General features: G+C 69.8%; 16 protein-coding genes. 3 read left to right on the forward strand and 13 right to left on the reverse strand.

The features are described 5' to 3' along the window. Window positions 1-40 precede the first annotated feature (40 nt). Complete coding sequence (locus B7K23_RS14620; protein WP_084127417.1) at window positions 41-670, forward strand: TetR/AcrR family transcriptional regulator; 630 nt, start codon at window positions 41-43, stop codon at window positions 668-670. Between the two features lie 64 nt (window positions 671-734). On the opposite strand, the gene B7K23_RS14625 is transcribed toward B7K23_RS14620, so the two are convergent. From B7K23_RS14625 to B7K23_RS14680, 12 genes are all read right to left on the reverse strand, one after another. Then, a complete protein-coding gene (locus B7K23_RS14625) occupies window positions 735-2,534 on the reverse strand; it encodes a long-chain fatty acid--CoA ligase (RefSeq protein WP_084127418.1) in 1,800 nt (599 codons plus the stop codon). Window positions 2,535-2,729: 195 nt separating this feature from the next. After that, on the reverse strand, window positions 2,730-3,173 hold the full coding sequence (locus tag B7K23_RS14630) for a YbhB/YbcL family Raf kinase inhibitor-like protein (RefSeq protein ID WP_234996558.1): 444 nt from the start codon (window positions 3,171-3,173) through the stop codon (window positions 2,730-2,732). Window positions 3,174-3,329: 156 nt separating this feature from the next. Then, window positions 3,330-4,454, reverse strand: a complete 1,125-nt coding sequence (locus B7K23_RS14635) for a cell wall metabolism sensor histidine kinase WalK (protein WP_307176253.1) — start codon at window positions 4,452-4,454, stop codon at window positions 3,330-3,332. A gap of 5 nt (window positions 4,455-4,459) precedes the next feature. Then, complete coding sequence (locus tag B7K23_RS14640; RefSeq protein WP_143338342.1) at window positions 4,460-5,206, reverse strand: response regulator transcription factor; 747 nt, start codon at window positions 5,204-5,206, stop codon at window positions 4,460-4,462. Between the two features lie 34 nt (window positions 5,207-5,240). After that, window positions 5,241-5,525, reverse strand: coding sequence for an SHOCT domain-containing protein (locus B7K23_RS14645; RefSeq protein ID WP_200809860.1), 285 nt, complete (start codon window positions 5,523-5,525; stop codon window positions 5,241-5,243). A 212-nt stretch (window positions 5,526-5,737) separates the two neighbouring features. Next, window positions 5,738-6,187, reverse strand: a complete 450-nt coding sequence (locus tag B7K23_RS14650) for an OsmC family protein (RefSeq protein ID WP_084127420.1) — start codon at window positions 6,185-6,187, stop codon at window positions 5,738-5,740. A gap of 280 nt (window positions 6,188-6,467) precedes the next feature. Further along, window positions 6,468-7,571, reverse strand: coding sequence for a branched-chain amino acid aminotransferase (locus B7K23_RS14655; protein ID WP_084127421.1), 1,104 nt, complete (start codon window positions 7,569-7,571; stop codon window positions 6,468-6,470). A gap of 276 nt (window positions 7,572-7,847) precedes the next feature. Next, the gene (locus B7K23_RS14660) at window positions 7,848-8,930 is read right to left on the reverse strand and encodes a 3-isopropylmalate dehydrogenase (RefSeq protein ID WP_084127422.1); all 1,083 of its coding nucleotides are present in this window, start codon (window positions 8,928-8,930) and stop codon (window positions 7,848-7,850) included. Continuing rightward, window positions 8,927-9,958 carry a ketol-acid reductoisomerase gene (gene ilvC / locus B7K23_RS14665; protein WP_084127423.1) on the reverse strand — a complete coding sequence of 344 codons (1,032 nt, stop codon included), beginning with the start codon at window positions 9,956-9,958 and terminating at the stop codon, window positions 8,927-8,929. The genes B7K23_RS14660 and ilvC overlap by 4 nt, the downstream gene beginning before the upstream one ends. Window positions 9,959-10,003: 45 nt before the next feature. Next, window positions 10,004-10,528: an acetolactate synthase small subunit gene (ilvN, locus tag B7K23_RS14670; RefSeq protein ID WP_084127424.1), complete on the reverse strand. Its 525-nt coding sequence runs from the start codon at window positions 10,526-10,528 to the stop codon at window positions 10,004-10,006. Beyond that, window positions 10,525-12,417 (reverse strand): acetolactate synthase large subunit, encoded by a 1,893-nt coding sequence (locus B7K23_RS14675; RefSeq protein ID WP_084127425.1) that lies wholly within the window; start codon window positions 12,415-12,417, stop codon window positions 10,525-10,527. Before B7K23_RS14675 ends, ilvN begins: the two co-directional genes overlap by 4 nt. 272 nt (window positions 12,418-12,689) lie before the next feature. After that, the gene (locus B7K23_RS14680; protein WP_084127584.1) at window positions 12,690-13,481 is read right to left on the reverse strand and encodes a sulfite exporter TauE/SafE family protein; all 792 of its coding nucleotides are present in this window, start codon (window positions 13,479-13,481) and stop codon (window positions 12,690-12,692) included. Between the two features lie 555 nt (window positions 13,482-14,036). On the opposite strand from B7K23_RS14680, the gene B7K23_RS14685 reads away from it, so the two are divergent. Next, window positions 14,037-14,678, forward strand: coding sequence for a TetR/AcrR family transcriptional regulator (locus B7K23_RS14685; protein ID WP_084127426.1), 642 nt, complete (start codon window positions 14,037-14,039; stop codon window positions 14,676-14,678). 25 nt (window positions 14,679-14,703) lie between these two features. After that, window positions 14,704-15,687 carry a DUF5692 family protein gene (locus B7K23_RS14690; RefSeq protein WP_084127427.1) on the forward strand — a complete coding sequence of 328 codons (984 nt, stop codon included), beginning with the start codon at window positions 14,704-14,706 and terminating at the stop codon, window positions 15,685-15,687. A 137-nt stretch (window positions 15,688-15,824) separates the two neighbouring features. Here B7K23_RS14690 and B7K23_RS14695 read toward each other — a convergent pair whose 3' ends face one another. Then, window positions 15,825-17,321 carry a hypothetical protein gene (locus B7K23_RS14695; RefSeq protein ID WP_084127428.1) on the reverse strand — a complete coding sequence of 499 codons (1,497 nt, stop codon included), beginning with the start codon at window positions 17,319-17,321 and terminating at the stop codon, window positions 15,825-15,827. Between the last annotated feature and the right edge of the window lie 47 nt (window positions 17,322-17,368).

Consider the following 17,368-nt stretch of genomic DNA (forward strand, 5'->3'; position numbering starts at 1 on the left):
GACGTGGCCCAACGTAGTAATCGGCTGATAACATGTCAACATGTCGACGACGAATGAGCGCCTTACCTCGGAGGATCGCCGCGAGCAGATCCTCGCCGCCGCCTCCGACGTGTTCGGGGAGCGCGGCTTCGCGGGAGGCACCACGGACGCGATCGCCAAGCTCGCCGGGGTCTCCCAGGCCTACGTCGTGAGGATGTTCGGCTCGAAGCAGGAGCTCTTCATCGCGGCGACCGAGCGCGCGTGCGAGCGCGTGATCGACACATTCCGGGGCGCGATCGCGGGCTTCACCGGCGAGGAGACCGTCCACGAGCGGCTCGAGGCGCTCGGGGTGTCCTATGTGCAGCTCATCGCCGACCGCGGCACGCTACTCACGATGATGCACGCATTCACGCTCGGGCACGACCCGCGCGTCGGACCCCTCATCCGCGAGCGCTACCTGGAGATCTATCGCATCGCGCGCGACGAGGCGGGGCTCGGCCCCGAGACCGCGAGCCATTTCCTCGCGACCGGGATGCTCATCAACACGGGCATGGCGATGCGCCTGCCCGACATCGCCGCCACGGACGACGACGCGCGCGAGCTGCTCGGCTGCCTGTGGGGCGAGTCGACCGACGCGCTCGTCGCGATGACGACGGCCGCCCCGATCCTCCCGGAGGCCGGCAGGCGCTGAGCGCCGGGCGAGCCCTGGTGACGCGAGACGGAAGGACCGTCGCGCATCGTCCCTGGAAAGAGGCCTAGGCCTGCGCGGGCTTGGTTCCCGTGTAGATCGCCTCGATCACGTCGGAGAAGTGCTCGATCACGTTCGCGCGGCGCACCTTGAGGGACGCGGTGAGCTCCTCGCGGGCCTCCGTGAACTCGCGCGGCAGGATGCGGAACTCGCGGATCGCCTCGGCGCGCGAGACGTGCTCGTTCGCGTTGGCGATCGCGCGGCCGATGAGCTCGCGGACGCGCTCGTGGACCGAGGCCTCCTCGAGGGTCATGTCGGGCAGCTCGTGCGACTTGAGCCATGCAGGCAGCAGCACCGGGTCGAGCGCGACGACCGCGGAGACGAAGTGGCGTCCGTCGCCGATGACGACCGAGTCCTGGATCGCGGGGTGCGAGCGGATCGAGTCCTCGAGCACCGCGGGCTGGATGTTCTTGCCCGAGGACAGGACCAGGATCTCCTTCTTGCGGCCCGTGATCGTGAGCGCGCCGTCGTGGATCTCGCCCAGGTCACCCGTGGAGAACCAGCCGTCGTGCATGACCGCGGCCGTCGCATCGGGCGCGTTCCAGTAGCCCTTGAACACGTTGATGCCGCGCGCGAGGATCTCGCCGTCGTCGTCGACCATGATGTCGCAGCCGGCGATCGGGTGGCCCACGGTGCCCATGATCTGGTTCGTCGCGGGGGTGCCCATGTGCGCGGCGGTGGTCTCGGTGAGGCCGTAGCCCTGCATCACCGTGACGCCGAGGCCGCGGAAGAAGTGGCCGATCTGCGGGGTGAGCTTCGCGCCGCCCGCGAGGACGTAGCCGAGCTGGCCGCCCATGAGGTGGCGGATCTTCTTGAGCACCAGGGCGTTCGCGATCGCGTACTGCGCCTTGAGGACGATGCCGTGGCCGCCGGTCTCCTGCGCCATCGACACCTTGCGAGCGACCCACGCGGACCAGCGGAAGATCTTCTTCTTGAGGCCGGTCTGGGCGGCGTCGGCGCGGTTGTAGATCGTCTCGAGCACGCGCGGCACGAGCGGCATCCAGGTCGGCTTGAAGGACGCGAGGTCGGCCGCGAGCGTCTTGTGGTTCGGGGTGTAGCCGATGACCGCGCCCGACTGCATCGCGAGGACCATCGCGAGGCGCGCGAACACGTGCGCGAGCGGCAGGAACAGCAGCACGCGCGTCTCTCCCTGGACGAAGGCGCCGAAGTCGGGGTCCTTCTCGATGTTCGCGCAGTGGACCACGAGGTTGCCATGCGTGAGCATCGCACCCTTGGGACGGCCCGTGGTTCCGGACGTGTAGATGATGCTCGCGAGGTCGTCGAGGACCACGTCGGTGGTCCGCGCCTCCAGCTCCGCGTCGGTCACGTGCTCCCCGGACGATGCGAGGGCATCGAGGCCCTCGGGGGTGAGGGCGAGGGCGGTGGGCGGCTCCTCGAGGCCCTCGAGCATCGCGCGCTGATCCGCGCCCTGCGCGGCCACGAAGGCGATGCCCGCATCGTCCACGATCCACTCGCACTGCTTGGCCGAGGACGAGGGGTAGATCGGCACGTTGACGCCGCCCGCGGTCAGGACCGCGAAGTCCATGACCGACCACTCGAGGCTCGTGTCGCCCATGATGCCGACGCGGTCCCCCGCGCCCACGCCCGCGGCCATGAGGCCCTTGGCGACGGCGCGCACGCGGCGCTCGAACTCGCCGATGGACACGGGCGACCAGGCGCCCGACTCGTCCTTGGTCTCGGCGAACGGCGCGGAGGGATTCGCGGTCGCGCGCTCGCGCAGCAGCGCGGCGAGGTTCAGTGAGTCGTCGACGTTGACGAGGCTCGGGGACGTCATCATGTTCTGCATGTGAGAATGCTAACCTACGGCGCCGTAAGTTACGGAACCGTAGGTCCTAGGTGAGTCGTGAAATTTCGACATATCGCGAAGCCTCCTCACCCGCTCAACGCGCGAGGTCGCGGGCACGTGCCCGAGAGCGGCCCCTTGCCTGCCCTGGCCTCGGCGCGCGGCTCCAGCCGGACCGTGCCGCGCAGGCTCCCGCGCCTACCGTGAGTAGGTCGCGACGATCCGCGCCTGCTCGACCACCGCATCGGCGTAGTCGCGCAGGAACTCGTCGCGCGACGGCTCCCCCACCACCTGGCGGGACAGCGCGTAGACCCAGAAGAAGTAGTGATGCGTGCCATGGCCGTAGGGCGGGAACGGGCCGACGTAGCCGAAGCTGTCGTCGTCGTTCAGCCCGGGTCGGCCGACGTCCTCGATGACCTCGCCGTCGATCGCCGGCAGTCCGTACAGGGTCCAGTGCGTGAAGCCGTGCGGCATGGGGGCGTCGGGGTCGTGGCAGATGATCGCGAGCTCGATCGCGTCGGTCGGCACGCCGATGACGACCATCCGAGGCGTCTCCGCCCCGACCTCGCCGGCGAACCTGTCGTCGATCCTGCCTCCGTTCGGGATGTCAGGGCTGGTGAGAACCAGATCCGCGATGGCCACGACAGTCTCCTTCCGATGCGAGTCTCCGCTTCTCCCATCATGCTCGTACCAGCGCCGACGCGCGCGGCGAGACACCTGTCGTTCACTCGGAGACGACGCAATTGCGCCAGGGCGGGGACGATGCGGGGGCGACCGGGCGGCCCGGCAGCCGTGCGGTCAGACCGGCGTGGCCGGCAGCGTCACCGTGAACGTCGCTCCGCGGCCCACTCCCCCGCTGTCGGCGCGCACCGAACCGCCGTGTGCCGCGACGAGCGCAGCGACGATCGACAGCCCGACGCCCGAGCCCCCGCTCGCGCGGTCGCGCGCAGTGTCGGCGCGATAGAACCGCTCGAACACGTGCGGCAGGTGCTCGGGAGCGATCCCGACACCCGTGTCGGCGACGACGAGGGCGACGCCCGCATCGTCCCGGCGCGCGCCAAGCGTCACGGTCCCGCCCGCCGGGGTGTGGCGCAGCGCGTTGTCCACGAGGTTGCCGAGCACCTGCGCGATCCGCTCCGGGTCGATGTCCACCGCAGGGAGCCCCTCGGCTGCCGAGACCTCGAGCGCGACGCCGGCCTCGGCCGCGCGCTCGCGCGCGGCCGCCTGCGCGAGCCGCAGCAGATCCACGGGGTCGCGGCGTTCCCGCTCGAGCCGGGCCGCGCTGCCCTCCGCGCGCGAGGCCGCCGACAGGTCCTCGGACAGCCGCGTGAGCCGTGCACCCTGGGCCCGCAGCATCGCGACCGTCTCCGGGGTGAGCTCCGCGACGCCGTCCTCGAGCGCCTCCAGGTAGCCGGTGAGCGTCGCGATCGGGGTGCGCAGCTCGTGCGCGACGTCGCCGATCATCCGCTGCCGCAGCTGCTCGCTCTCCTCGAGCCGCGCCGACATCCGGTTGAAGGACTCGGCGAGCTCGTCGAACTCGCGGCCCATCCCGGGTGCGTCCACGCGCGACGCGTAGTCGCCGTCCGAGACCCGATGCGCGGCGTCCTGGAGCTTGCCGAGCGACCTCGCCACGCGCCGGGCAAGCAGGAGGCTCAGCACGACGGCGAGCACCGCGGCGATGAGCAGCGCGACCGCGAGCGCGGTGCCGCTCGCCTCGCGGAAGACCTCGTCGAGCTCCTGGGCCTGGGTGTCGCCCGCGCGGCCCATCATGTCGCCGCGCCCGCCGCCCATCATCCGGCGCGAGAAGTCGGCGGGTCCGATGAGCCTCGCGACGAGCCACACCGTCACGCCGATCACGGCGATGAGCAGGGAGAACGACAGCATCATGCGGGTCGCGAGCCCCCGCGCGCGCAGCCAGTCCACGGCGCTCACTCCCCCGCGCCGATCCGGTAGCCGACGCCCCGCACCGTGCGCACGTAGCGCTGCAGCTCGGCCGAGTCTCCGAGCTTGAGCCGCAGGTGGCGGATGTGGACGTCGACCAGGTGCTCGTCCCCGACCCAGTCGCCGCCCCAGACCACCTCGAGCAGCATCGTCCTGGTCATCACCATCGTGGGCCGCTCGGCGAGCGCCGCGAGCACGTCGAACTCGGTGCGCGTGAGCGGGACCACCTCTCCGGCGAGCCTCGCCTCGCGCGCGGGCACGTCGACCTCGAGGTCGCCCACCCTCAGCGCCTCCGAGGCCTCGGGCTCCGCCGGCCGCGCGCCGACGCGCGGCCTGCGCAGCATCGCGCGCAGGCGCGCGACGAGCTCGCGCGGGCTGAAGGGCTTGGTGACGTAGTCGTCGGCGCCGACCGACAGGCCGACGAGCTTGTCGACCTCCTCGACCCGCGCCGTGAGCATCACGACGTAGCAGTCGGAGAAGGTCCGCAGCTGGCGGCACACCTCGATCCCGTCGATCCCCGGCAGGCCGAGGTCGAGCACCACGGCGTCGGGATCGAGCTCGCGCGCCCTGACCAGCGCGCTCTCCCCGTCGTGCGCGACCTCGACCTCGAAGCCGTCCTTCTCGAGATAGCCGGCGACGAGGGTCGCGAGCGCGGGCTCGTCCTCGACCACGAGCGCGCGCGGCGCCACGACCCTGTCGGACCGCGCCGCGCCTCCCGGCTGCGCCGCACTCATCGACCCACCGTCCATCTCCCCATTGTTGCTGGAATCACGCCCCTTCGAGCGCGTTCACACGCTCGCGGAACTCCTCCGGGTCGATCTCGCCGCGCGCGAGGCGGTCCTCGAGGATCTGCCGCGCCGACGTCGGCGCGACCGCGGCGGCGTCAGCGGCACCCGCACCCTCGCTCCTCTTGCCGTCCTTGTCGCGCGTCGCGAGCCGCACCGCGACGTAGACCAGCGCGGCCAGTCCGACGACCAGGAACAGCATCCACAGCCACTCGAGTCCCGTGCCGTATCCGTAGCCCATCCCGTATCCGTGCGCCCAGACGCCCATGTCGCTCACTCCTTCCGCGGAGCCCCAGTGACCCCGACCACGTCATCGTGTCGGGGCGACCTCGCAGGCTCGGCGCAGGAACCATGAAGATTCGATGAAGATCGGCGTCGTTCCAGGACCGCAGGCCGCGCCCACCCCGAACGTGCGAGAGATCCGCCCGGCGGCCCTGGCGGCGGCACCGAGCGGACCTCTCGTGGTCCCGAGGGCGGAGGTCAGACCTCCACGGCGACCTGCTTGACGATGCTGATCGACACGGGCGTGCCGTGCGCGAGGTTGTCGGACACGGGGCAGCGGTCCTCCGCGATGCGCGCGATCTGCGCGAGCTCCTCATCATCCGCGTCGCCCGTCACCTCGATCGTCACGCCGATGCCCTGGAAGCCGGCGCGGGCCTGCATCGACGTGCCCATGAAGCGCGCGGGGTCGAGCGACCCGGTCGCGGTGGCCGAGAACGAGGACAGCGTCACGCCGCGCTCCTTGGCCACGAGATGGACGACGACGTTGAGGCAGCCGAGCAGCGAGGCGAGCTCGTACTCGACGGGGTTGGGGCCGAGGTCGCCTCCGCCCAGCGCGGCGGGCTCGTCGATGAGGAACTCGAAGTCCCTGGCCTTGACGGTCAGCCCCGTGTCGGAGGTGGATACGGCGGTCGCAGAGAAGGTGAGCAAGGGTCCGCTCCTTTGAGGATCCTGTGCGGGATCACCGGACCCGGCCGTGGCCGCTCCCGCGACGGCACGCTTCCGGGCGGGGACCTGCTCTCATGGTGGACCCGGGGATGGGCCCGCGAGGGGACATAGGTCCCCCGTCACCTTCCTTTCCAGGGACGATGCGATAGTCACGTGTGCAGGAAACCCCGCTCGGGCAAGCGGAAAGGCCCGCCGGACGCCCCCGTGAGGGGAGCGTCGGGCGGGCCTGACAACCGGGCGACCCCGGCATCGTCCATGTCCCTTAGGCGAGGATCTCCATCCAGCCGTACGTGTCCTCGGCGCGGCCGTACTGGATGTCGGTCAGCGTCTGGCGCACCTTCATGGTGACCGGGCCGGGCTGGCCGTCGCCGACCTGCTGCTCGAAGTCCGTGGAGCCCATCTTGCCAACGGGCGTGACGACCGCGGCCGTGCCGCACGCGAACACCTCGGCGACGTCGCCCGACGCGACGCCCTCGCGGAGCTCGTCGATCGTGATGGGGCGCTCGACGACCTTGAGGTCGTCGTCGCTCAGCAGCTGGATGATCGAGGACCGGGTCACGCCCTCGAGGATGTTGCCCGTGAGCACGGGCGTCACGACGGTGCCGTCCTTGAGGACGACGAACACGTTCATGCCGCCGAGCTCCTCGAGGACCTTGTCGGACTTGGCGTCCATGTACAGGACCTGGTCGTAGCCGCGGGCGTAGGCCTCCATCTGAGGCAGCAGCGACGCCGCGTAGTTGCCGCCGCACTTCGCGGCGCCCGTGCCGCCGGGGCCGGCGCGGTGGTAGTCCTGCTCGACCCAGATGCTCACGGGCTTCACGCCGCCGGCGAAGTACGGGCCGGAGGGCGAGCCGATGACCAGGTACTCCGCGGCCTTCGGCTGGCGCAGACCGAGGAACACGTCGGTCGCGATGAGGAACGGGCGCAGGTACAGCGAAGAGTCGGGAGCGGTCGGGACCCACGCCCTGTCGGTCTGGACGTACGCGCGGATCGACGCGAGGAAGTCCTCGACCGGCAGCTCCGGCAGCGCCATACGGCGCGCGGAACGCTGGAAGCGCTTCGCGTTCTCCTCGGGGCGGAACGTGCGGATCGTGCCGTCCGCCCAGGGGTATGCCTTGAGCCCCTCGAAGATCTCACCCGCGTAGTGCAGCACGGACGCGGCGGGGTCCAGGGGCAGCGGGCCATAAGCCTCGACGCGACGGTCGTTCCAGCCGTCCTCGGCATTCCACGAGATGCGGGCCATGTGATCCGAGAAGTTGACGCCGAACTTGAGGTCGGAAAGGACCTCTGCGCGGCGCTCGTCCGAGGCCGGGTTCGGGTTCGGGACGACGCGGAAGGCCTCCGCGGTCGATGCGGTGGTGGTCATCGTGAGGTCCTTCCTTAGGTTCTTTTGGGGCTGGTCGTCCTCGGAGGGCCCACGCGCGGATGCGCGGGTCTCTCGTGGGATCTGGGACTGAATCTACCGGCGGCACATTGCCGGGAGGTCACACGGTGGTGCCTCAATTGGCACCTGGCGGGGCGCGTGGGCCGGAGGGTCGTCGGCGGCGGGGCCTCGTGAGCCCCGCCACCGACGGCGTGCGTTCCGGGTGTCCCGGATCGCCACCCGCGACGGTCGGTGACCTGCCGTGGGCGAAGGGTGGTGCTAGCCGCGGATGCGTGCGGCGAGGGCGTCGCCGACCTCGGAGGTGCTGCGCACCGCGTCGCCCTTGGCCGCGGCGTCCGAGGCGACGGCCGCCTCGACCTTCGCCGCGAGCTCGGAGTAGCCGAGGAAGTCGAGCAGCATGCCGACCGAGAGGACGGTGGCCGACGGGTCGGCCTTGCCCTGGCCCGCGATGTCGGGCGCCGAGCCGTGGACCGGCTCGAACATCGACGGAGCCGTCTTGTCCGGGTTGACGTTGCCCGACGCGGCGAGGCCGATGCCGCCGGAGATGGCGGCGGCCTCGTCGGTCAGGATGTCGCCGAACAGGTTGTCCGTGACGATCACGTCGAACGACGCGGGGTCCGTGACCAGCTTGATGGTCGCGGCGTCCACGTGCAGGTAGTCCCACGTGACGGTCGGGAACTCGGCGGCCACGGCCTCGACCGAGCGGCGCCACAGGTGACCCGCGTGCACGAGCACGTTGTGCTTGTGCACGAGCGTCACGTGCTTGCGATCGCGCTTGGACGCGACGTCGAACGCGTAGCGGACCACGCGCTCCACGCCGTGACGCGTGTTGACCGACACCTCGGTCGCGATCTCATGCGGCGTGCCGACGCGCAACGCGCCACCGTTGCCGACGTACGGGCCCTCGGTCCCCTCGCGCACCACGATGAAGTCGATGTCGCCGGGGTTGGCCAGCGGCGAGACCTCGCCCGGGTACAGGCGCGACGGGCGGAGGTTCACGTACTGGTCCAGGGCGAACCTGAGCGGCAGCAGCACGCCGCGCTCGAGCACGCCCGACGGGACCGTCGGGTCGCCGATCGCGCCCAGCAGGATCACGTCGTTGGCCTTGATCGCCTCGAGGTCGGTGTCCGTCAGGGTCTCGCCGGTGGCGTGCCACCGGTTCGCGCCCAGGTCGAACTCGGTCGTGTCGAACGCGATGCCCTGACCCTCGATCGCGGCGGCGAGGCACTTGAGCCCCTCCTTCACGACCTCGGGCCCGATGCCATCGCCCGCGACAACCGCGAGCTTGTAGACGGTCCCCGCGTCGGCAGGGCCGACGCGGGGGTTGTCCAGCAGGCTCATCGGGCGGCCGAGCCGTCGACGTAGTCCGAGTCGACCTTCGCGTTGGACCACGAGAACAGGGCGCGGAGCTCCTTGCCGGTCTTCTCGATCGGGTGCGACTCCTCCTTCTCGCGCAGCTCCTTGAACTCCGGCGCGCCGGCGTCCTGGTCGGCGATGAAGCGCTCGGCGAACGCACCGGACTGGATGTCGGCGAGGATGCCCTGCATGGCTGCCTTCGTCTCGGGGGTGATGACGCGCGGGCCGGAGACGTAGTCGCCGTACTCGGCGGTGTCGGAGATCGACCAGCGCTGCTTGGCGATGCCGCCCTCCCACATGAGGTCGACGATCAGCTTCATCTCGTGCAGCACCTCGAAGTACGCGATCTCGGGCTGGTAGCCGGCCTCGGTGAGGACCTCGAAGCCCGTCTGGACCAGGTGCGACATGCCACCGCAGAGGACGGCCTGCTCGCCGAACAGGTCGGTCTCGGTCTCCTCGGTGAAGGTGGTCTTGATGACGCCAGCGCGGGTGCCGCCGATGCCCTTCGCGTAGGACAGCGCGGTGGCCCAGGCGGAGCCGGACGCGTCGACCTCGACGGCGATGATGTCCGGGATGCCGCGGCCCGCGACAAACTCGCGGCGCACGGTGTGGCCCGGGGCCTTCGGGGCGATGAGGATGACGTCGACGCCCTCGGGCGCCTCGATGAGGCCGAAGCGGATGTTGAAGCCGTGTGCGAAGGCGATGGTCTTGCCCGCCGCGAGGTTCGGCTTGATCTCGTCGTTGTAGATGCCGCGCTGGTGCTGGTCGGGCGCGAGGATCATGATGAGGTCGGCCCACGCGGAGGCGTCGGCGACGTTCATCACGGTGAAGCCGTCGTTCTCGGCCTTCGCGACGGACTTGGAGCCCTCGCGCAGCGCGACGCGGACGTCGACGCCGGAGTCGCGGAGGTTCTGGGCGTGGGCGTGGCCCTGCGAGCCGTAGCCGACGATGGCCACCTTCTTGCCCTGGACGATCGACAGGTCAGCGTCCTTGTCGTAGAACATCTCAGCCATGCGGTTCTTGCTCCTTCTTCGGGGTTGGGTCGTGACGAATGGAAATCAGGCGGAGGCCGGGACGCGCTCGAGCGCGCGCTCGGTGATGGAACGCGAGCCGCGGCCGATGGCCACGGTGCCCGACTGGACGATCTCGCGGACGTCGTGCGGGGACAGGGCCGCGAGCAGCGCCTCGAGCTTCTCGCGCGTGCCCACCGCCTCGATGACGACGGAGTCGGGCGCCACGTCGACGACGTGGGCGCGGAACAGGTCGACGATCTGCAGCACGTCGGCGCGCTGACGCGCGTCGGCCCTGACCTTGATCAGGTACAGGTCGCGCTGCACCGAGCGGTCGCGCTCGAGCTCGACGATCTTGAGCACGTGCACGAGCTTGTTGAGCTGCTTCGTGACCTGCTCGAGCGGGAGCTCGTCCACGTCCACCACGACGGTGATGCGGGAGATCTCGGGGTGCTCCGTCTGGCCCACCGCGAGCGAGTGGATGTTGAACGCCCGGCGGCTGAACAGCCCCGCGACGCGCGCGAGCACGCCGGGCTTGTTCTCGACCAGGACCGAGAGGGTGTGGGTGGTCATGCGTTCTCCTCGCGCTCCCACGCGGGGGCGACGCCCCGCGCGTACTGGATCTCGTCGTTGCTGACGCCTGCGGCGACCATCGGCCACACCATCGCGTCGCGCGACACGGTGAAGTCGACGACCACGGGCTGGTCGTTGATCTCGTTGGCCCGCTTGATCGTGGCGTCCACGTCCGCGTCGGACTCGCAGCGCAGGCCGACGCAGCCCATCGCCTCGGCGAGCTTCACGAAGTCGGGCACGCGGATCGTGCCGTGGCCCGTGTGCAGGTCGGTGTTCGAGTAGCGGGACTCGTAGAACAGCGTCTGCCACTGGCGCACCATGCCGAGGCTCGAGTTGTTCACGATCGCGACCTTGATCGGGATCTCGTTGATCGCGCAGGTGACGAGCTCCTGGTTGGTCATCTGGAAACAGCCGTCGCCGTCGATCGCCCACACCTGCTTGTCCGGCACGCCCACCTGGGCGCCCATCGCGGCCGGGACCGAGAAGCCCATCGTGCCGAGGCCGCCCGAGTTGATCCACGTGTTCGGGTGCTCGTACTTGATGAACTGGCTGGCCCACATCTGGTGCTGCCCCACGCCCGACGTGTAGATCGTGCTGTCGGGGTCGTTGATCTCGCCCAGGCGCTGGATCACGTACTGGGGGTTGGACAGGCCGTCCGCGGTCTTCTGGTAGCCGAGCGCGTAGGTCGTGCGCCAGTCATCCAGCTGGTGCCACCAGGCCTCGAGGTCCGGCTTGCCGTGACGCTCGTGCTCGGTCGCGAGCGCGGGGACCAGCTCGCTGAAGACGTCCTTGAGGTCGCCCACGATCGGCACGTCCACGGCGCGGTTCTTGCCGATCTCCGCGGGGTCGATGTCCGCGTGCACGATCGTCGCGTGCGGCGCGAAGCTCGACAGCTTGCCGGTGACACGGTCGTCGAAGCGCGCACCGAGCGCGACGATGAGGTCCGCCTTCTGGAGCGCTGCCACTGCGGCCACCGTGCCGTGCATGCCGGGCATGCCGAGGTTCTGCGGGTGCGAGTCGGGCAGGGCGCCGCGGGCCATGAGCGTCGTGACGACGGCCGCGCCGGACAGGTCCGTGAGCTTGCGCAGCCCCTCAGACGCGCCCGACCGGATGACGCCGCCACCCACATACAGGACGGGACGACGCGCCGTGGCCAGCAGGCGCGCGGCCTCCTGGACGGTCTTGGCATGCGGGCGCGCGCCCGAGTTGAAGCCCGGCAGGTCGATGCGCTCGGGCCACTGGAACTCGGTCATCGCCTGCTGGGCGGACTTGGCGACGTCGACGAGCACGGGTCCGGGACGGCCGTGGCTCGCGATGTAGAAGGCCTCGGCGATCGCCTTGGGGATCTCGGCGGGGTCCTTGATCAGCACGTTGTGCTTGGTGATCGGGGACGTGATGCCGACGATGTCGGCCTCCTGGAACGCGTCCGTGCCGATGAGCGCGGCTCCCACCTGGCCGGTGATCGCGACCATGGGGATCGAGTCCATGTTCGCGTCGGCGATCGCGGTGACAAGGTTCGTCGCGCCCGGGCCCGAGGTGGCGATGCAGACGCCGACCTTGCCGGTGGCATGCGCGTAGCCCTGGGCCGCGTGGCCCGAGCCCTGCTCGTGACGCACCAGGATGTGACGGAGCTTGGTCGAGTCCATCAGCGGGTCGTACGTCGGCAGGATCGCGCCGCCCGGGAGACCGAAGACGTCGGTCGCGCCCGCGCACTCGAGCGAGCGGATGATCGCCTCGGCGCCGGTCATCTCGCGACCGTTGAGCGCGGGGTCCGGTGCCGCCTGGGGCGTCGGAAGGGCGCCGACGGGAGCCGCCGTGGTCGCGCCGTCCGACTGGGCGGGACGCGGTGAGGTCGGCGGTGCGGTGGGCTTCGCCTTCACCTGTGCCATCTTCTCTCCTGCTCTTCTGTGAACCGAGGGCGGTCGATGTCCGCCCCGCATGAAAAATCCCCTACGCCGGAAGGCTTCGGGGAGGATGCGCGCGGACGATGCCGGGTCGTGGACTAGAGGTCCGCGCGCCCGATAAGTACTACGACGATCGCCTGCATGGCTCCACCGTACGCCCGCGGCGACACTTGTCTCGCCGAATCGGGCAAGAATCTCATATGTTGGTTCACCGTTTTACATAGTGAGACGGCTTGGTAGGTTCCGAGCGCGACTCGTCAGCCCTGGCCGCGCCTCTTGCGGAGCATGCCGATGGCCATGTTCGCCGCGACGGTGACCACGAAGATCGCGAACAGCGCGTTGGAGGCCACCGGCCCCATGAGCTTCGCGGCATTCGCGCCGAGCGTGGCGGTGAGGCAGGCGGAGGCCCCGACGATGAGCGCCGCAGGGATGTTCACATTGCCGCGCCTGAGGTTGCCGATCGTCCCGGAGGCCGCGGTGGGGATCATCATCAGCAGCGACGTGCCGCGGGCGAGCAGGTCGCTCGTGCCGAACAGCAGCATCAGGGCGGGCACGACGATGATCCCTCCCCCGACGCCGAGGACGCCAGAGAGCACCCCCGTGAGCAGGCCGACGAGGATCAGGCCGGGGACCGACCACCACGTGAGCTCGAGGCCCGCGTCGCGCGACGGCACGACCACGAAGAGCATCGCGACGACGAAGCCGAGGAACCCGATGAAGCCCCAGCGCAGCGCGTCCAGCGGCAGGCGATGCAGCAGCCACGAGCCGGCCTGCGCTCCCACCACGGCGCCGAGCGCGATGACGAGGGCCGCGACCCAGGCCACGCTGCCGTGGGTCGCGTAGGTGATCACGCCGACCGCCGCCGTGGGCACGATCGCGGCGAGCGAGGTGCCCGCGGCGAGGCGGTGGTCGAAGCCGAGGATGAGCGAGAGCAGCGGGACGATGACGATGCCGCCGCCCACGCCGAAGAGCCCGGACAGCAGGCCCGCGAGCAGGCCCACGCCGATGCAGGTGAGCACGAACTTCGGACTGACCCGCATCGCGCCCATCGACTCCTCCTCCTGGTGGTTCACGTCCACCGTAGTACTGCATCGTCCCTCTCCCCTCCCATGCAGTCCGCACGGATTCCCGTGCGACACCCCAGCGCGTCGCGGGCCGACACCGGCGCGTCGCCGGGGTGTCGCCGTCGAATCCGTGCCCAGTGCATGGGAAGCACCTGTGCGCGGTCCCGGCCCTCGCCGCCGACTCGGCGAGATCCGTGCAGATCTGCACGCATCTGTGACACGCGAGACAGGTGAGAGCACAGGGAATCCCCTGCCACACCACCCGCCTCAGGAGCACCAGCCGCGTGCAGATCTGCACTCACCGGTAGCGCAGTTCGGCTGCTCGCCCGCCGCTAGACAGTCCGAACCACTCTCAGATCGACACGCCGCGCGAAACAGGCCCCAACGGCGACACGCCGAGGGGCGGCCAGCGAGATTGGTTCAAAGTGTCGGGAACGGGACGGGGAAGCGATGCGCGCGAAGCCCACTTCCGCATCGTCCGCTCAAAATCGGGACCTCGGACCCAATTGACACATTGTCAATGAGGTCTACGGTCGAGCCATGGAACAGAGACGATCCCGCACGGTGAAGGCGCCGGACGAGCGCCGCGAGGAGATCGTCGCGGCCGCACGGCTCATGTTCGCTCGCCAGGGGGTCCGAGCCACGACCTTCCAGCACATCGCGAACGAGGTCGGCGTCGCGCGCAGCCTCGTCTATCACTACGCCAGGTCGATGGACCTGCTTGTGGACCAGGTGCTCGACGCGTGCGTCCAGGACTTCGCCGACGAGCTGCGCGCGTGGGACGCGGCCCGCACCCCCGGCGACATCGACGGCGCGGTCAGCAGCTACGTCCAGCTCTTCCGCCGCAACATGCCCCACCGGATCGACGGCGAGGCTCGCACCGCGCACCCGCTCCCCCGCTTCGACGACGCCGGTCTGTACGTGCGCTACCTCGACCAGTCGATCACCGCGCTGCTCGACGTGCTCGAGGAGACGACGATCCCGGCCTACGCCGCCCGCCACACGATCGAGATCACCCACGTGCGCGAGACGTTCGCGATGCTCCTCCACGGGATCATCGGCCTCATGCGCACCAACCCAGCCATCGGCGACGACGTGCTCGCCGACATCGTGCGTCAGACCCTGCGTCTCGCGCCCGCCACCACCCGGGGCCCCGCCCGGGCACTACAAGGGGACTCCTGAGTCCCCGGCTTTCAAGGAGAGAGCAATGTTCCTGTTCGAATCGATCACGCTGGCCCAGGGGGTCATGTGGTTCGTGGTGCTCGGGGCCCTCATCGGCCTCAACGAGCTGTCCCGCCGCGGGCCCTGGGCCGGCATGTTCTTCTTCATCGCCGTCCCCGTGGTGCTCACCATCTTCGTGTGGCCGCACACCGCGGGCGAGGGCTCGTCCACGGGCACGTGGTTCCACTGGGTCAAGGTCTACTCGGCGCTGGCAGGCTGCCTGGGATTCCTCGCGATCCGGTACATCCCGCGCCTGGCTAGAAACAAGTACGCGCTGATATTCCCCGCGGGGATCCTCGCGCTCAACATCCTCGAGGCGTGCATCCGTGACTTCCAGGTCGGCGCGATGGGCGCCGACGGCATGGTCGACGGCGTCTACATGCTGTCCGGGTCGTGGAACTACATGAACGGCGTCGCGGGCCTCATCAACCTGCTCGCGATCACCGGCTGGATGGGGATCTACATCTCCAAGGACAAGCTCACGGACATGATCTACCCGGACATGATCTGGCCCTGGATCATCGCGTACGACATCTGGAACTTCGCGTACGTCTACAACTGCGTGGGCGACCACTCGTTCTACGCAGGCGCCGCGCTGCTCATCAGCTGTACGATCCCGGCCTTCTTCATCCGCAAGGGCGCATGGCTCCAGCACCGTGCGCACACCCTCGCGTTCTGGATGATGTTCACGATGGCGGTGCCGGCCTTCGTCGGGGACTCCCAGTTCGCGGTCGAGTCGTCGCACGACCCGGTCGCACTGTTCACCGTGTCCGCGCTAGCGCTCGCCGCGAACGTCGCGCTCGCCGTCCTCCAGATCACCAAGATGGTCAAGGGCCGCAAGAACCCGCTCAAGGTCGAGATCTACGACGACACCGAGGCCTACAAGCAGGTCGTCGAGACCATCCCCGGCGCGCGGCCCGAGCAGCTCGCCGCGGCCGGCGTCGACGCGAAGGAACCCGTGGGCGTCTGACGCCCCTTGGCGGAGCGGACGCCGGCGCCATGCGCGTCCGCTCCTCCCAGCCAGCAACGTCCTGCGACACGGCCGCGCGAAGGCCCCCGCGATTCTCTCTCGCGGGGGCCTTCGTCGCGGTCGGGGGTGCTCCGCGTCTAGTCGCCGACGGTGAAGACGACCAGCTTCTCGGACTCGTTCCTGCCGCCGAGGTCGAACCACAGCAGGCGCGATCCATCCGAGGTCCAGAGGGGAGCCGACATCGGCGTCCCCCCGAATTCGCTCGAGAAGTAGATGTCGGTCACGTCGCCCGGATCCTCTTCCCAGCTCGCACTGAAGCCGTAGTGGGGGCCGTAGGCGTTGAAGGTCATCAAGGCACCCGATCCATCAGGCAACGCGGTCGCGAATTGCAGATCGCCCTCCGAGCTCAGCGCATCCCCGCTGAGCTTCCACGTCACCTTGGCGGCATCCACATCGACGAGGATCAGGGTCTTCTGGCCGTAGGAAGGACCCTTGACGGCCATGACCGTGTCGTCGTCCACCCACGCGAGGGATCGCACGCGCTGCTGGGCCGCCGCGAGCATCCGGTAGCCGGTGCCGTCGGCGTCGATCACGGCGATGCCGCGCGCGTGCTTTCCCGTCTCGATCGCGAACACCGCACGCGAGCCGTCGGCGCTGAAGTGCAGCTCAGCACCCGACAGGGCCGCGGAGGCGGGCATATCCGTCGCGACGCTGTCGCCGCTGCTCACGACGTACCGCACGAGTCGGCTCGAGTCGCCCTCGGGCGACCACATGAACAGCGCGGAGCCGTCGGGCGAGAATCCCACCGCCTCCGAGTCGTCGACCTCCCACGTCGCACCGTCCTCGAGGTCGAGCAGGACGACCGTTCCCGGTACGTTGATCGCGGCCGTCGCCCCATCCGGGGAGACGTAGACGCTCGAGACCGACGCAGCAGCGATCTCGGCGATATCGCGAGACTGCCCGGTGGCGGCGTCCACCAGCGCGAGCGCGAAGGAGTCCTCGCCGTTCGGCACCGCGAGCAGAGCACGGTGGTCGTGCCCGGGCACCCACGCGCCAGCGGGGATCCCGGTCGCCGTCAGGTCCGGGCCGTTGTCCTCGCCCGACTCGATGTCGATCAGGTGAATCTCGGCGAAGTGGTGGTCGATCGCCCCGACGATGAGCACGTAGTCGTCGTCAGGGGACAGCGCGGTGTCGTATGCCTCAGAGATCTCGAACGACCGCGCGCTCTCGCCATCGTCGAACGGGTTGGCATAGGAGGCATAGCGCTGCTCCTCGTCGGCGACCGCAGCCACGCTCGCTGATGTCGCGGGCGAGTCGGTTGCCGCTGGTGACGCGGAGGCCGCAGGCGACGCGGAGGGCGACTCCGACGCCTCGGCGGAAGCGGCCACCGTGGCCGCGGCGGACGACGAACCGGAGGACGAGGGCGATGCGGAGTCGGACGGCGCGGCGGCGACGCTCTGCGCGGGCCCCGCGACCTGCGCCACGACGATCAGCCCGATCAGCGCGGCCGCGATCGCGGCGCTGGGCACCCATACCGTCGGCTTGCGGAACGCCTCCCACCAGCGCCTGCTGGCCGGTGCGGACACGTCGACAACTTCTCCGTCGCCAGCGTCACGCCACGCCTGCTCGTCCATCCGCCACCCCTCCTCAACCTCGCGGCCTGCCCGCACAGTCAATCGAC

Source organism: Demequina sp. NBRC 110054, from assembly GCF_002090115.1.
Taxonomy (GTDB): domain Bacteria; phylum Actinomycetota; class Actinomycetes; order Actinomycetales; family Demequinaceae; genus Demequina.

Excerpts from the sequence above, each read along its gene's own strand:
- B7K23_RS14620 (WP_084127417.1), top strand. The coding sequence starts at position 41 with ATGTCGACGACGAATGAGCGCCTTACCTCGGAGGATCGCCGCGAGCAG.
- B7K23_RS14625 (WP_084127418.1), bottom strand. The coding sequence starts at position 2,534 with ATGCAGAACATGATGACGTCCCCGAGCCTCGTCAACGTCGACGACTCA.
- B7K23_RS14640 (WP_143338342.1), bottom strand. The coding sequence starts at position 5,206 with ATGAGTGCGGCGCAGCCGGGAGGCGCGGCGCGGTCCGACAGGGTCGTG.
- B7K23_RS14645 (WP_200809860.1), bottom strand. The coding sequence starts at position 5,525 with ATGGGCGTCTGGGCGCACGGATACGGGATGGGCTACGGATACGGCACG.
- B7K23_RS14655 (WP_084127421.1), bottom strand. The coding sequence starts at position 7,571 with ATGACCACCACCGCATCGACCGCGGAGGCCTTCCGCGTCGTCCCGAAC.
- B7K23_RS14660 (WP_084127422.1), bottom strand. The coding sequence starts at position 8,930 with ATGAGCCTGCTGGACAACCCCCGCGTCGGCCCTGCCGACGCGGGGACC.
- ilvC (WP_084127423.1), bottom strand. The coding sequence starts at position 9,958 with ATGGCTGAGATGTTCTACGACAAGGACGCTGACCTGTCGATCGTCCAG.
- ilvN (WP_084127424.1), bottom strand. The coding sequence starts at position 10,528 with ATGACCACCCACACCCTCTCGGTCCTGGTCGAGAACAAGCCCGGCGTG.
- B7K23_RS14675 (WP_084127425.1), bottom strand. The coding sequence starts at position 12,417 with ATGGCACAGGTGAAGGCGAAGCCCACCGCACCGCCGACCTCACCGCGT.
- B7K23_RS14680 (WP_084127584.1), bottom strand. The coding sequence starts at position 13,481 with ATGGGCGCGATGCGGGTCAGTCCGAAGTTCGTGCTCACCTGCATCGGC.
- B7K23_RS14685 (WP_084127426.1), top strand. The coding sequence starts at position 14,037 with ATGGAACAGAGACGATCCCGCACGGTGAAGGCGCCGGACGAGCGCCGC.
- B7K23_RS14690 (WP_084127427.1), top strand. The coding sequence starts at position 14,704 with ATGTTCCTGTTCGAATCGATCACGCTGGCCCAGGGGGTCATGTGGTTC.
- B7K23_RS14695 (WP_084127428.1), bottom strand. The coding sequence starts at position 17,321 with ATGGACGAGCAGGCGTGGCGTGACGCTGGCGACGGAGAAGTTGTCGAC.